This is a genomic window from Rhizobium sp. NZLR10 (assembly GCF_019685125.1).
In the GTDB taxonomy this organism is placed as follows: Bacteria; Pseudomonadota; Alphaproteobacteria; order Rhizobiales; family Rhizobiaceae; genus Rhizobium.
Genome location: NZ_JABDWE010000012.1, coordinates 79,746 through 94,483, shown reverse-complemented (window position 1 = coordinate 94,483; position 14,738 = coordinate 79,746). Strand labels below are relative to the sequence as shown.

Here is a 14,738-nt window from a genome sequence, read left to right as displayed (position 1 = left end):
TGCGCGAGCCGCCGATTTTCTGTATTTCCGCTCGATGACCGACAGCCTCACACCCATCAGCCCGTTCCTCGTGGCCGCACTCTACCATTTCGTTTCCGTGCCGCGCTTTGCCAGCCTGCACGGCCCGCTGCAGACGCTTTGCGAGGAGAACGGCGTCAAGGGGACGCTGCTTGTGGCGCATGAGGGTATCAATGGGACGATCGCCGGCCCGGATGCCGGCATTTACGCCGTGCTTTCATTCCTGCGCGCCCAGCCGGAATTTTCAAGCCTGGAGCATAAGGAAAGCCGCGCCTTGAAAATGCCTTTCCTGCGCATGAAGGTGAAGCTGAAAAAGGAAATCGTCACCATGGGCGTCGAGGACATCGACCCCAACAAGGTGGTCGGCACCTATGTCGCGGCGAAGGACTGGAACGCGCTGATTTCCGATCCCGATACGATCGTCATCGACACCCGCAACGACTACGAAACGGCAATCGGCACCTTTCGCGGCGCGCTCGACCCGAAGACCAAGACTTTCCGCGAATTTCCCGATTGGGTGCGCGACAATCCCGGCCTGCACAACAAGCCGAAGGTCGCCATGTACTGCACCGGCGGCATACGCTGCGAGAAGGCAACCGCCTTCATGAAGGCTGAGGGCTTCGACGAGGTTTATCATCTGAAGGGCGGCATTCTGAAATATCTCGAGGAAGTGCCGCAGGAGGAAAGTCTCTGGGATGGCGCCTGCTTCGTCTTCGACGAACGCGTGTCCGTCGAGCATGGGCTGCAGCAAGGCGAACACAGGCTATGCCACGCCTGCCGCAACCCGATCACTTCAGAGGAAGTCACCTCGCCGCACTACGAGGAAGGCGTTTCCTGCAGCCACTGCTACAACACGCGGACGGAAGAAGACCGGCTGCGTTATCGTCAGCGGCAGCACCAGATCGCCCTCGCACGAAAGCGCGGCCAGCGGCATATCGGCAGCTGAGCCGATATTCAGGGGATCAGCCTCGCTGCCTGAGGGAGGCGTTGCCGGTCAGGCTGCGCCGATACGGCGCCGGGCCGCCGGCTCCGCTGCGCGTCGCTCGTTCAGCATCTCGGTGATAAGCTCGGCCGTCACCGGCTTTCCGAACAGATAGCCCTGCAGGCAATCGCAGCCGAAGAGGCGCATGGCGATTGCCTGCTCCTCGGTCTCGATGCCTTCGGCCGTCACCGGAATGTCGAGCGAGCGGGCAAGCGCCACCGTCGCCTGCAGCATCTCGCGCTGGCGTTTGTCCTCGTTGACACCCATGACCAGCGAGCGGTCGATCTTGATCCGGTCGAAACCGAACTGCCTGAGATAACCGATCGAGGAGAAACCGGAGCCGAAATCGTCGAGCGCCACTTTGACCCCCAGCGCCTTCAGCCGGTCGATCGACTGGCGGGTACGCTGCGGATTCTGAATCATGTAGCCTTCGGTGATCTCGAGCGTAATACGGCCGGCCTCGATTTCCGTTTGTTTCAGCACGTAGCGCACATAGTCGGCAAAGGCGGGATTGCGGAACTGGCCGGGCGAGACGTTGACCGAGACGTTGAGTTCCGGCCATTGCTTGGCTGTCTCGCAGGCCTTTCGCAGCACGAACAGGCCGAGCGATTCGATGAGACCGCTGGTCTCGGCGATGGGGATGAATACCTCTGGTGAAACAGGCCCGTGACCCGGACGGTTCCAGCGCACCAGTGCTTCGACACCGGTCGGCGCATGGGAGACCGCATCGATCAATGGCTGGTAGGCCAGCGTCAGGTCGCCGCTCTCGATGGCCATCCGGAGATCGAGTTCCAGCGCATTGCGCTGCTCTCGATCCGCATCCATCGACGGATCGTAGAGCATCATCCGCGCGCGGCCGGCCTCCTTCGCCTTGTACATGGCAAGGTCGGAGCGGCGCACCAGTTCTTCACGCTCGATCATGCCGCAAGGCGACATGGCGATGCCGATGCTTGCGCCGACGACGACAACGCGGCGACCGATCTCCAGCGGCTCGACAAGAAAATCGAGGATCTGCTCGGCAAGCTGCAGTGCGGCGGCATTCTCGCTGTCGGAGAGAAAGGCGATCGCAAATTCATCGCCGCCGATCCGGGCGAGAACTGCGCCTTGCGGAATGAGCACGTCGAGACCGGCCGCAACCGCGCGGATCAACTGGTCGCCAGTGCCGTGGCCATAACTGTCATTGACCTCCTTGAAGCCATCGAGGTCGAGATAGAGGAGCAGCACGTTGCGCTTGGACTGGCGCGCCTCGACGACGAAGCGGTCGACGGCAAGCCCGAGACCATCGCGATTGGAAAGACCGCTCAGCCGGTCACGCAGCGCCTCCTCGCGGGCGCTGTTTTCCTCGGCCTTCAGCCGGCGGCCGGCAAGCCAGCCGATGACCAGCAACACCACGAAGAACAGACCGACGAGGCCGAGCGCCTGCAGGACCATCGGCCGCACCTGTGCGTAGCCGACATCACCCGGTGAACGCGAGGTCCAGACGAGTTTTTTGAGCGTTCCCCCGGCCGGATCGACGATCGGTACGAAATAATCGGCCTCGAAGCTCGCCGACGCCAGCTTCAGCCCGCCGATGACATAGGTCTGGCCGAGCGCCGCCACCCGGTCATTGTCGAGATGGCGGGCAAAAACGAGATAGCGGTGTTGGCCGGCGGGCACATCCAGCGCGCCGGATTTTTTCCGCACCAATGCGACGCCGACAGCAGCGACACCGCGTTTGGTGGTGACGAACCCGACCGCTTGGGGCGTACCGGCCGGGCCGGCCGTCTTCGCCGTCTCGAACAGGGTCCAGAGCGACGGCGCGAAGAAATCCGCGAGCGGCTCTTCCATCGGCTTGCCGTCGCGATAGGCCATGATCGGCGTCTTCCCGTCATCGATGATGATCGCCATGTCGAAAAGCGCGCTGTTGACTGACATCTCGCCGTAATTGCTCACCGTCCAGGCCATGCCATCGGGCGAATAGACGTTGACGGCGGCATCGTCCCAGGCAGCGTAATCGTCGAGTGTCGCGCCAAGCTGGTCCTCGAAAGTCTTCAACGCCCCGATCGTCGTTTCGCGCGAGCGCTCATCATCGAGGAGATTGGCATTTTCGGCCACGCGTTCAAGCGCCGTCAGCACCATGACGGTGACGATTGCGACGATGACGGCAAAGGAAAAAAGCACGCCCGTAACGGTAATGTGACGGCCTATTCCCAATCCCTTGCTCTGCGGCTTTCCGGCTGTCTGCATTACGGCTCCCTGACCGTCAGACTTTGCCAGCCAAGGGTTCAAAAACGTTTAAGCAACCGGCTGTTGCAGGTTTCGAACGATCTATTTTTCTGCCTGGATTGCCATCGCGAAATGACGGCAAGCAGCATCGACTCGCCGTGCCGCGCCGGAGAGCTTAAATGAGACGCAATAGACTCCAAACCGGCGCCTATATCAGGCCGACGGCGCTAACCCGGCCTGTGATTGCCCTTCGGGAATTTGGCAGCAAGTTCGCGGTACCATTTGCCGCTCTGTTTTATTGTGCGTACCTGGGTCTGATAGTCGACATGGACGAGGCCGAAGCGCATGCGGTAGCCTTCGGCCCATTCGAAATTGTCCATCAGGCTCCAGGCGAAATAGCCGCGCATGGGGTAACCACCCTTGATCAGACCGGCCACCACATCGAGATGGTCACCGAGATAATCCAGACGCATCCTATCGTCGACCTCGCCGTCGACGATATCGGTGTTGTCGCAGGCGCCGTTCTCGGTGATGTAGCATTCCGGCAGTTCGTACCGGCGGTAGAGGTCCTCGATCAGGAGCTTCAATCCCGGCGCATAGATTTCCCAGCCGATATCGGTCTTGACGTCGCTTGCCGGCGGCGCTTTCACCGTCCACGGGAAATCGCCCTTGCGTTCGGCATCGTCGGTGACCCGCTCGGGCGTGTAGTAATTCAGACCCCACCAGTCGAGTTTCTGGCTGATGAGCTTCATGTCGCCGTCCTCGATGGCGGGCATGCGGTCGCCAAGCGCCTCGACGAATTCTTTCGGATATTCGCCCTTGAAGACCGGATCGAAGAAGGCGCCGTTGTGGAACTGGTGCGCCCTTTCGGCGGCTGCAAGATCGGTCGGGCTGTCGGAGCCGGGGATGATCGAAGCGGCGTTGAGCACAAGCCCGACGGGCACATCGGGGGCTTCCGAGCGGATCGCCTCGACGCCGAGGCCGTGGGCGAGGTTCATATAATGCATGGCGTGAAGGGCGGCCTGCATATCGCGTTCGCCCGGAGCATGGATGCCGTAGAGGTGGCTCAGCCAGACGATGCACCAGGGCTCGTTGAAGGTCGCGACCTTATCGAGGCGATCGCCAAGGCGGTTCATCACCGTCTTGGCATAGCGCTGAAACGCATAGGCGGTCGAGCGCGCCGTCCAGCCGCCGTCGCCGGCGAGCAGCAACGGCAGATCCCAGTGGTAGAGCGTCGCGTAGGTCTTGATCCCCCGCGCCTTGCAGCCGTCGACCAGCCGATCGTAGAAATCGAGACCGGCCTCATTCACCGGACCCGTGCCGTCGGGGATAATGCGCGGCCAGGCGATCGAGAAGCGATAGGCTTCGACGCCCATCTCCTTGATGAGATCGAGGTCCTGCTCCAGTCGGTTATAGTGGTCGCAGGCGACGTCGCCATTGTCGCGATGATAGACGCGGCCGGGCATATTGCAAAAGGCATCCCAGATCGATGGCTTGCGGCCGTCGGCCTTGCTGGCCCCTTCGATCTGGAAGGCGGCGGTGGCGACGCCGAAGGTGAAGTCGCCGGGGAAGCGCTGTGCGAGTTTCTGCGGATCGATCATCTTAAAATCCTATCTCTAGGTTGGCCGTTTGCGCGGGATTTAGCCAAGCGTGAAGGCAAAGTACAGGCTGGCAGCGAGAAAAACTGCAACGTTGCAGGAAGTCCCCTCTTCCCGTCTGCCCGCACTCATAACGGCAATGTCAGCAGGCGTGACTTGCTGTTGAGGCCACGATCCTTACACGGGAAATGGCATCACAAATGTGAAAGGAATCCCATGCTCTCTTCGGTCCATCTGCTGCAGCCTCATCTGCTGAGCCTGCTGCGCATCGTCTCGTCACTTGTACTTTTCAGCTACGGAACGCAGAAGATTTTGCATTTTCCGGTTGCGGCAAGCGTGCCGGCCGCGGGCTCGCTCTCCTGGATTGCCGGGCTTATCGAACTCACCCTCGGCTTCCTGGTCCTGGTGGGATTCCAGACCCGTATCGCAGCCTTCGTGCTCTCCGGCCTGATGGCCTTCGCTTATTTCATCGGGCATGCGCCGAAAGGCATCTACCCCGCGCAGAACGGCGGCGTCGCGGCAATCCTGTTCTGCTTCGTGTTTCTATATCTGGTGGCGGCAGGCGCAGGACCGTTGAGCGTGGACAACCTGCTGAAGCGTGGCCGCACGGCCGCAGCCTAATCACCATAAACAAAAACGCCGAGGCGACTTTGAGCTCGCCTCGGCGTTTTTCATTGGGCGACGCGGATCGGCAGATTCAGACCTTGACCCATGCGCCGTTTTTCTTGGAAGAGGCGACGCAAGCCTCGACAAAGGCCACACCCTTCACACCGTCATCGACAGTAGGGTAGACCACTGCCTTGTCGACGGCCTTGCCCTTCTTGCGGGCATTGATCGCATGCGCGGCTTCGGTATAGATCGTCGCGAAGGCTTCGAGATAACCCTCCGGATGTCCAGACGGCACGCGCGAGACGCGGCCGGCAGCCGCGCCCGAACCGGCGCCGCCCCGGGTGATCAGCCGCTTCGGTTCGCCGAACGGTGTGTACCAGAGGTAGTTCGGGTCCTTCTGAGTCCATTCCAGCCCGCCCTTGGAACCGTAGACGCGGACCATCAGGCCGTTTTCATGGCCGGGCGCCACCTGGCTGCACCAGAGCATGCCCTTGGCCGGCTTCTCCGAGCCCTTGGCCTTGAAGCGCAGCATCACATGGGCGTTGTCATCAAGCCGGCGGCCGGGAACGAAACTGTCGAGATCGGCAGCGAGACTGTCGAGCTCCAGGCCTGACATGAAGGCGGCGAGATTATAGGCATGCGTGCCGATATCGCCTGTGGAGCCGCCGACGCCGGATTGTGCCGGATCGGTACGCCAGGCGGCCTGCTTCTGGCCGGTCTGCTCGACCGCCTCAGTCAGCCAGTCCTGCGGATATTCGGCCTGGACGACACGGATATCGCCGAGTTCGCCGTTCGCGATCATCTCGCGCGCCTGGCGGACCATCGGATAACCGGTGTAATTATGCGTGAGCACGAAGAGCGCGCCGCTCTCGTCGGCAATCTTCTTCAGCTTCTTCGCGTCAGCAAGGTTCGATGTCAGCGGCTTGTCGCAGATGACATGGATGCCGCGCTTCAGGAATTCCTTGGCGGCGTCGTAATGTACATGGTTCGGCGTGACGATCGCCACCGCCTCGATGCCGTTCTTCAGCTTTGCCTCGCGGATCGCCATCTCGCGGTAGCTGGAATAGGTCCGCGACGGATCGAGGCCGAGATCGCGGCCTGACTGAACCGCCTTTTCAGGCGTCGACGACAGCGCGCCGGCGATAAGATCGTACTGATCGTCGATGCGTGCCGCGATCCGGTGCACCGCACCGATAAACGCGCCGGCGCCGCCGCCGACCATGCCGAGGCGGATCCGCGGCTCGCGGGTCTGTTCCGATGATGCTTCGATTGCCATTCTGTCCTCCTGAAATTTAAAACTTGGTGCGGATGCGCCCCTCATCCGGCTGCCGCCACCTTCTCCCCGCAGGCGGGGAGAAGGACGATGCCGCTATGTCCCTCGCCACTCTCTACCGTTTGATGTGGGCAGGTCCCCTCTCCCCGTCAGAACGGGGAGAGGGTTAGGGTGAGGGGCAGCCTCGCAGCACGCCCTATGTCTTAGAGCCCCAGCATGCGCCGGTTCGCCGCCTGGTCGGTGCCGCTGCCGGCAAAATCGTCGAAGGCCTTTTCGGTGACGCGGATGATATGGGCGGCCACGAATTCGGCCCCTTCGCGCGCGCCGTCCTCCGGATGTTTCAGCGCGCATTCCCATTCGACCACGGCCCAGCCGTCGAAATTATTGGCCGTCATCTTCGAGAACACCGCGCCGAAATCGACCTGGCCGTCGCCGAGCGAGCGGAAGCGGCCGGCCCGTTCCACCCAGCCCTGATAGCCGCCATAGACGCCCTGGCGGCCGGTCGGATTGAACTCCGCATCCTTGACGTGGAACATCTTGATGCGGTCTTTGTAGATGTCGATATTGTCGAGATAATCGAGGCACTGCAGGACGTAGTGCGAGGGATCGTAGAGCATGTTGGCGCGCGGATGGTTCTTCACCCGCTCCAGGAACATCTCGAAGGTGATACCATCGTGCAGATCCTCGCCCGGATGGATCTCGTAGCAGACGTCGATACCGTTCTCATCCGCATGGTCGAGGATCGGCGTCCAGCGGCGGGCGAGTTCGTCGAAGGCGGTCTCTACCAGGCCGGCAGGACGCTGCGGCCAGGGATAGATGAACGGCCAGGCGAGCGCGCCAGAGAAGGTCGCATGCGCCTTGAGGCCGAGGTTTTTCGAGGCCGTCAGCGCCATCTTGACCTGCTCGACCGCCCATTCCTGGCGCGCCTTCGGATTGCCCCGCACCTCGGGTGCGGCAAATCCGTCGAAGGCTTCGTCATAGGCTGGGTGAACGGCGACGAGCTGGCCTTGCAGGTGGGTGGAGAGTTCGGTGATCTCGATGCCGTTTTCGCGGGCCTTGCCGGCGAATTCGTCGCAATAATCTTTGGACGTGGCGGCCTTCTTCAGATCGATCAGCTGGCTTGCCCAGGTCGGCACCTGGACGCCCTTGTAACCGATGTCGGCCGCCCATTTGGTAATCGCGTCCCACGAGTTGAAAGGAGCGGTATCGCCCGCGAACTGGCCAAGGAATAGGCCGGGGCCTTTGATCGTCTTCATGTCAGATTCCTCCCTGAATATCGACCGTAAACGTTTCTGAAGTGTTGTAGCACGCAATTTGGCGGGCGCAAGGCGCCTCCTTACCTTACAGCGCCGCGCGTCTGAAAAGACGCGCAAAGGGACGCTGTAACACTTAGGATCGCTGCATAATTTTATCCTTAAATCGATTCCGATTTAAGGAATTATGCAGTAGCCAGCGGATTTGGCGCGAGGCCGGAAGCGAATGGCGCGAGCTAATCACGGTGGGCTTTGGCGGACAAAAGGTACGTGCAGCATTTTCGGCTGTACCCTGGATCGACGCATTAAAAATGCGCCCATCCTTTCGAATGGGCGCATGTCTCCAGTCGATGGATCAGAACGGAGAATCCGGGAAGTAGAAGTCCTTGGCATTGTCCTTGGTGACGAGCGTCGCGTCGAGGATGTAGCTGCCGTGAACCGGGACCTGATCGTAGAGTGCCGCCGCCGTCAGCTCCATTGCCGTGCCGACCATTGCCGGCGGATAGAGGACGTCGACCGGGATCAGCTTGTCGCCGTCCATGACCTTCTTCACCATGTCCTTGGAGCCAGCGCCTGCGACGACGTATTTGATGTCGGTACGCTTGGCCTGCTCGATTGCCTGCAGAACGCCGACGGCCATGTCGTCGTCCTGGCACCATACGACGTCGATCTTCTGGTACTTGGTCAAGTAGTCCTGCATGACCTTGAAGGCATCGTCGCGGTTCCAGTTGCCGTACTGGCGGTCGAGAACCTTGACGTTCGAGCCGGCAATGCCCTTGTCGAAGCCGTCCTGGCGCTGCTGGTCGATCGGGATCGGCAGACCGCGGATGACGACGACCTGCGCATCAGGCGTGGTGTCCTTGATGTACTTGCCGGCGACTTCGCCGAGAGCCGGATTATTGCCGGCGACATAGAGGTCGCGCACGGAGTTGTCGTTGCTTGACGGCGCGCGGTCGACGAGGGCGACGAACTTGCCCTTGCCCTTGACTTCCTTGATGGCATTGACGAGCGGATCCGGATCCGACGGCAGGATGACGAGGGCGTCGATGCCCTGTGTATCGAGATCCTGCACGGCGTTTGCCTGGCTGGCAGCGTCCGGCGAGGTCTTGACGATGACGTTGAGACCGGGATGTTCGGCCATCAACAACTTGGCGGCGCGCTCGGCATGAAACACCACGCCCGACGTCCAGCCATGGTCGGCGGCCGGAATGGAGACGCCGATGGTGAATTTCTTGTCCTCGGCGTGAGCGGCGCCGGCGAACGTCACCGCCGCAACCGCCAGGCCCAACATCAATCTATGCATGCTATTTCCTCCCAATAATTTCAGGGACTTTTCCATATCGGGACCGGACGCCCTGAAGCCCGGTCAATTGCAAGCCCCGGTCAATGCAAACCTGATTATTTCATGATTTGCGCACCAGCGAGCGCTGGACGAACATGGCGATGATGATGATCGCACCCTGGATGGCGCCGATCAGATACTCGCTGATGAAGTTCGAAAGCAGCATGATATTGCCGACGAGTTCGAGAATGAAGGCGCCGCAGATCGTCCCCCAGACCCTGCCGGCGCCGCCCTTCAGCGCCGTGCCGCCGACGACGACGGCCGTGATCGCCTGGAGCTCCCACAGGATGCCCGTTGTTGCCGACGTCGAGCCGAGACGGGGAACATAGAGCAACACGGCAATGGCGACGCACAGGCCCTGGATGACGAAGGCAATCGTCCTGACGCGATTGACCGCGATGCCGGAATAGCGGGCAACATCGCTGTTTGATCCCACAGCAACAACGTGGCGGCCATAACGTGTGCGATAGAGGATAAAGGCGGCAACCGCCGTCACTGCCAGGATCACCACGATCGGTACCGGCACACCGGCGATAGTGCCGAAATAAGCAGGACGATAGAGCGTCTGGATATCGGCGGAGCGAAGAGTGATTGCGCCGCCCTGCGACAGCCATGTCGTCAGGCCGCGATAGATGCCCATCGTGCCGAGTGTCGCGATGAAGGGCTCGATCTTGCCCACCGTGGTGATCAGGCCGTTCGCCAGGCCGCAGAGCGCACCGGCGACAATCGTGAAGACGGCCGCGACCGTCAGCATCAGGACCGGGTTTTCGATGGCGCCCGAATTCATCAGCAGGATCATCAGGCTGGCGACGAAGGCCACCATCGAGCCCACCGACAGGTCGAGATCGCCTGCTGAGATCACGAAGGTCGCGCCGACCGCAATGATGGCAATGAAGGCACTGCGCGTCGCGACATTGGCAAGGTTGGTGATGCCGATGAAATTGGGATTGACCAGGGCCCCGACGATCAGGAGCAGTGCCAGGGCGACGAAAGGCGCGACCGCACGCAGATCGACATCCCGCCAGGATCGGCGCCGGATTTCCCTGGTCTCCTCGTTGACACTCATTTCCAAAACCAACCTCCCGTCCCATACCTGCTGGGCGTCTTGTCTGTGATCGGCGTCGTCGCGACGACGCTTCGTGTTCGGCTTAGGCAGCCGCCTTCTTTTTAAGCCCGGCGGCGTAACGCATGATCTCCTGCTCGGAAATCTCATCGCCCTCGAGCACGCCGACGATATGTCCTTCACGCATCACCACCACCCGCGTGCAGAGGCCTATGACCTCCGGCATCTCCGACGAGACGACGATGATCGAACGGCCGTCCCGGGCCAGCGCCGAGATGAAATGATAGATCTGCTGTTTGGTGCCGACATCGATGCCGCGCGTCGGCTCGTCGATGATGATGATGTCGGGCTCGGTCTCCATGACCTTGGCCAGCAGCAGTTTCTGCTGGTTTCCACCCGACATCCGGCCGGCGACGATATTGCCGTCGCGCACCCTGATGTCGAAACGGCGCTTGGCCTTCGCCAGAGCACCCGCTTCGCTGCCCGGGCTGAGATAGCCTCGGCGAGAATGCCTTCCGAGCGATTGCAGGGTCAAATTGGTCATCATGCCGGAGCGCAGCAGCAGGCCCTTCGACTTGCGGTCCTTGGTCATGTAGGCGAGCCCGCAGCGATTGGCGGCATGGACATCGCCGGAGGGAACCGTTTCCCCCTTGATGACCACCTCACCCTCGAGACGGGTCCGCAACCCGGCGATCGCTTCCATCAGCTCGGTGCGGCCGGAGCCGATCATACCGGAAAAGCCGATGATCTCGCCCTTGCGCACCTCGAAGCTCGCATCCCTCACATAGCCCGTCGACACCGAGGCGACACTGAGGACGACCTCCTCGTCGACATCAGGTTCCACTTTGGCGGGATAGAGGCTCGAAAGTTCGCGGCCAACCATCAGCTGCGCGATCGATTCCCCGTCCAGAATCGACGTCTGCGACGTCTTGATCCACTGGCCGTCGCGCAGCACGGTGACACGATCAGTCAACTCCATCACTTCGTCGAGCTTGTGCGACACGAAGACGAAGCTCGTACCCTGGTCACGCAGCTTGCGAACCTGCTTGAAGAGCATATTGGTCTCTTCCCGCGACAGCACCGCGGTCGGCTCGTCCATGAACACGACCCGCGCGTCGCGGCTGATTGCCTTGGCGATTTCGACCATCTGCTTGTCGGCGATGGAAAGCGTGCTGATCTGCGCATTCTCATCGACATGCGAACCGAGCACATCGAGAACTTTGCGTGTCTCCGACCTCATATATTTGCGGTCGAGCACGCCGAAGCGCGTGACTTCGCGCCCGAGAAAGAGGCTTTCCGTCACGGTCAGATGTTCGGCGAGGTTGAATTCCTGGTGAATGATGACGATGCCAAGCGCCTCGGCAGCGCCGTTGGGCGGCAGGACGACAGGCTTGCCGTCGAGCAGGATTTCGCCGGAACTCGGCTGTTCGAAACCGGACAATACCTTGACAAGCGTGGATTTGCCGGCGCCATTTTCACCCATCAGCGCATGGATTTCGCCGGCGCGGAGATCGAAATTCACGCTGAAGAGGACCTGCACCCCACTGAAGGATTTGCATATGCGCCTAGCGGACAGCACCACGGGTGCAGTGTCGGCAGTCTCCACGGTCATCAGATCCTCCCCAAGCGGTTCTCCGGCCGCTAAGGACCTTATGTAAACCTTTACATACATCGTGTAAAGGTTTACATCGTTGATTTACACAGATCAGTTGAAGCCTGCCTTTGACCTCCCGACAAGTCTGTGTAGTGTCGCGGCGAAGACAGCCCAAGGCAGAGCCCAGTGTCGAATTCCACGCCCGCAACAATCGAAGACGTCGCCCGGATCGCCGAGGTCTCCATCGCGACGGTGTCCCGGGCAATCCATATGCCGGAGAAGGTCGCCAATTCCACCCGCCTCAAGGTCAACCAGGCGATCGCGATCACCGGTTACACCACCAATGCCATGGCGCGCAGCCTGAGGCTCGGCCGCTCCAACATGATTCTCGTCGTGGCGCCCGATATCGGCGACCCCAATTTCTCCAACATTCTCGTCGGGTTGGAAAACGAGGCGCGCGCGCACGGCTACGGCATCCTGATCGGCCACACGCAGAACGACGCCCAGCGCGGGCTCGAATATCTGAAATTCTTGAATTCCAACCAGGCAGCCGGGCTTATCCTGTTTACCGGCATCCTGCCCTTCGGGCATCAGACGATGACTGCGCGGCTGCCGCCGAGCGTCGGCGTTTTCGAGCCTGTCTTCAACGGCGGCATTCCCTATGTCGGCGTCGACGATACCGAGGGCGCCAGGAAAGCGGTGGACCTGCTGCTGGCCGAAGGGCATCGAAAGATCGCCTTCATCGGCGATTCGCGCACCCGGCTTGCCTATACCAGACGCCGCATGGGCTATGATGCCGGCCTCGACGCCGCCGGCGTCCCGCCCGACTTGCGGATCGTGCTCGAAGGCGATGGCACGATCGAGAGCGGGCGGCATGCGGTCGAACAGCTTTTCATGCGCGACACGCTTCCGACCGCCTTCATGTGCGTCAACGACCAGACCGCGATCGGCGTCATGATCGGGCTCGGCGCGCGAGGCTACGACATTCCGGGGGATTTCTCGGTGACCGGTTTCGACGACGTGCCGCAGGCCGTCTTCATATCCCCGCCGCTGACTACGATCCGCCAACCGAGAACGGCGATCGGAAAACAGGCGATGGCGCTGCTGCTCGAACTCCTGTCCGATGGCCGGCCGACCGAAACGGAAATCCTGCTCCGGCCGGATCTGGTGGTTCGAAACTCCGTCTCTGCGCCGTCGCGCAACTGGTCGAAGCGTTGAGCCGATAGAGATAGAGGCTGAGGACATAGCGCCCGCGGCCGTTCAGAAAGGGTTGCGCCGACGACCGCTGGCCGCCGCCGGCGCGCTTGATCAGACGTAACGATTGACGACGTTCTCGAGCAGTTCCTGCTTGCCGGATCTCGGCTGCGGATTGACGTCCTTGGTCTCGACCCAAGTCGTGATCTCATCCAGCGAATACTCGCCGCGGAAGAGCTTCTGCGCCTCGGCGGATTCCCAGCCGGCATAACGATCGGCGAGCGGCTGCGACAGAGCCTTGTCCTCGATCATCCTGGCAGCGGCCTTCAGGCCGCGGGCGCAGCAATCCATTCCGCCAATGTGACCGATCAGCAGATCCGCCGGCTCGAGAGACTGGCGGCGCAGCTTCGAGTCGAAATTGGTGCCGCCGGTTTTGAAGCCCCCGCCTGCCAGAACGTGATAGTAAGCGAGCGCCATTTCGGGAACATTGTTCGGGAACTGGTCGGTATCCCAGCCAGATTGGTAGTCGTTGCGGTTCATGTCGATCGAGCCGAAGATGCCGAGCGCATTGGCAAGCGCCAGTTCGTGCTCGAAGGAGTGGCCGGCGAGGATCGCGTGGCCCTGCTCGATATTGAGTTTCACCTCGTTTTCAAGTCCGTGCTTCTTGAGGAAGCCATAGACGGTCGCAACGTCGTAATCGTACTGGTGCTTGGTCGGCTCCTGGGGCTTCGGCTCGATCAGGATCGTGCCCTTGTAGCCGATCTTGTGCTTGTATTCGACGACGAGGTTGAGGAAGCGTCCGAGTTGGTCGAGCTCACGTTTGAGATCGGTGTTGAGCAGCGTCTCGTAGCCTTCGCGGCCGCCCCAGAGCACGTAGTTCTCGCCGCCCAGCTTCTGCGTCGCGTCGATGCAGGTCTTGACCGTCGCGGCGGCGAAAGCAAAAACGTCAGGATCCGGGTTGGTCGCCGCACCGGACATGTAGCGGCGGTTGGAGAACAGGTTTGCCGTGCCCCAGAGCAGCTTGGTGCCGGTTGCGGCCTGCTTCTCGGCGAAGTAGTCGACGATCTCATTGAGGTTTTTGGTGTTCTCGGCGAAATTCTTGCCCTCCGGACGCACGTCGGCGTCATGGAAGCAGTAATAGGGCGAGCCGAGCAGCGAGAAGAATTCGAAGGCGACGTCGGCCTTGAGCTTGGCGGCCTTCATCGTGTCCTCGAACCAGGGGCGCAGGAAGGTCTGGCCACCGAAGGGGTCGCCGCCCGGCCAGGTGAAGGTGTGCCAATAGGCCACGGCAAAGCGCAGGTGGTCTTCCATGCGCTTGCCCATGACGATCTCGTCCGGCTGGTAATGGCGGAAGGCCAGCGGATTGGTGCTGTCGGGGCCTTCGTATTTTATTTTCTGGATATCGCCGAAAAATCCGGTGCTCATCTTGGGTCTCCTTGGGTCGGTAGTTCAGTCTTATCGTCTGTGCCATCCAGCCCCTTCATCCGACCTTCGGGCCACCTTCTCCCCGAGGGGAGAAGAGGAACGGAGGCACCGCTGCGAGTCTCTTCTCCCCTCCGGGGTCCGAAGGACGGGCGAGGCCGCGGCTCGACCAGGCAAAGGTGCCG

Annotated in this window: 11 protein-coding genes; 3 read left to right on the top strand and 8 right to left on the bottom strand. The window is 61.3% G+C overall.

Annotated elements, in window-relative coordinates:
* Positions 1-34: 34 nt before the first annotated feature.
* Positions 35-964: a rhodanese-related sulfurtransferase gene (locus tag HJB82_RS18865; RefSeq protein WP_207581837.1), complete on the top strand. Its 930-nt coding sequence runs from the start codon at positions 35-37 to the stop codon at positions 962-964.
* 48 nt (positions 965-1,012) lie between these two features.
* Here HJB82_RS18865 and HJB82_RS18860 read toward each other — a convergent pair whose 3' ends face one another.
* Both HJB82_RS18860 and HJB82_RS18855 read right to left on the bottom strand, forming a co-directional pair.
* Entirely contained in the window at positions 1,013-3,226 is a 2,214-nt protein-coding gene (locus HJB82_RS18860; protein ID WP_221140980.1) for a bifunctional diguanylate cyclase/phosphodiesterase, read from the bottom strand.
* A 206-nt stretch (positions 3,227-3,432) separates the two neighbouring features.
* Positions 3,433-4,806, bottom strand: a complete 1,374-nt coding sequence (locus tag HJB82_RS18855; protein ID WP_221116603.1) for a GH1 family beta-glucosidase — start codon at positions 4,804-4,806, stop codon at positions 3,433-3,435.
* Between the two features lie 213 nt (positions 4,807-5,019).
* Between HJB82_RS18855 and HJB82_RS18850 the strand changes: the two genes are divergently transcribed.
* On the top strand, positions 5,020-5,424 hold the full coding sequence (locus HJB82_RS18850; RefSeq protein WP_207581840.1) for a DoxX family protein: 405 nt from the start codon (positions 5,020-5,022) through the stop codon (positions 5,422-5,424).
* A 76-nt stretch (positions 5,425-5,500) separates the two neighbouring features.
* On the opposite strand, the gene HJB82_RS18845 is transcribed toward HJB82_RS18850, so the two are convergent.
* The 5 genes from HJB82_RS18845 to HJB82_RS18825 form a co-directional block, all read right to left on the bottom strand.
* A complete protein-coding gene (locus tag HJB82_RS18845; protein ID WP_207581841.1) occupies positions 5,501-6,688 on the bottom strand; it encodes a Gfo/Idh/MocA family protein in 1,188 nt (395 codons plus the stop codon).
* Positions 6,689-6,888: 200 nt separating this feature from the next.
* Positions 6,889-7,941 (bottom strand): sugar phosphate isomerase/epimerase, encoded by a 1,053-nt coding sequence (locus tag HJB82_RS18840; RefSeq protein ID WP_221131734.1) that lies wholly within the window; start codon positions 7,939-7,941, stop codon positions 6,889-6,891.
* Positions 7,942-8,293: 352 nt separating this feature from the next.
* A complete protein-coding gene (locus tag HJB82_RS18835) occupies positions 8,294-9,241 on the bottom strand; it encodes a substrate-binding domain-containing protein (protein ID WP_207581843.1) in 948 nt (315 codons plus the stop codon).
* A 100-nt stretch (positions 9,242-9,341) separates the two neighbouring features.
* Entirely contained in the window at positions 9,342-10,346 is a 1,005-nt protein-coding gene (locus HJB82_RS18830) for an ABC transporter permease (protein WP_207581844.1), read from the bottom strand.
* An 82-nt stretch (positions 10,347-10,428) separates the two neighbouring features.
* Positions 10,429-11,955: a sugar ABC transporter ATP-binding protein gene (locus HJB82_RS18825; RefSeq protein ID WP_221140977.1), complete on the bottom strand. Its 1,527-nt coding sequence runs from the start codon at positions 11,953-11,955 to the stop codon at positions 10,429-10,431.
* A 168-nt stretch (positions 11,956-12,123) separates the two neighbouring features.
* On the opposite strand from HJB82_RS18825, the gene HJB82_RS18820 reads away from it, so the two are divergent.
* Positions 12,124-13,155 carry a LacI family DNA-binding transcriptional regulator gene (locus HJB82_RS18820; protein WP_207581846.1) on the top strand — a complete coding sequence of 344 codons (1,032 nt, stop codon included), beginning with the start codon at positions 12,124-12,126 and terminating at the stop codon, positions 13,153-13,155.
* A gap of 90 nt (positions 13,156-13,245) precedes the next feature.
* Here the strand turns inward: HJB82_RS18820 and xylA are convergent, their stop codons facing one another.
* Positions 13,246-14,556: a xylose isomerase gene (xylA, locus tag HJB82_RS18815; protein ID WP_207581847.1), complete on the bottom strand. Its 1,311-nt coding sequence runs from the start codon at positions 14,554-14,556 to the stop codon at positions 13,246-13,248.
* Between the last annotated feature and the right edge of the window lie 182 nt (positions 14,557-14,738).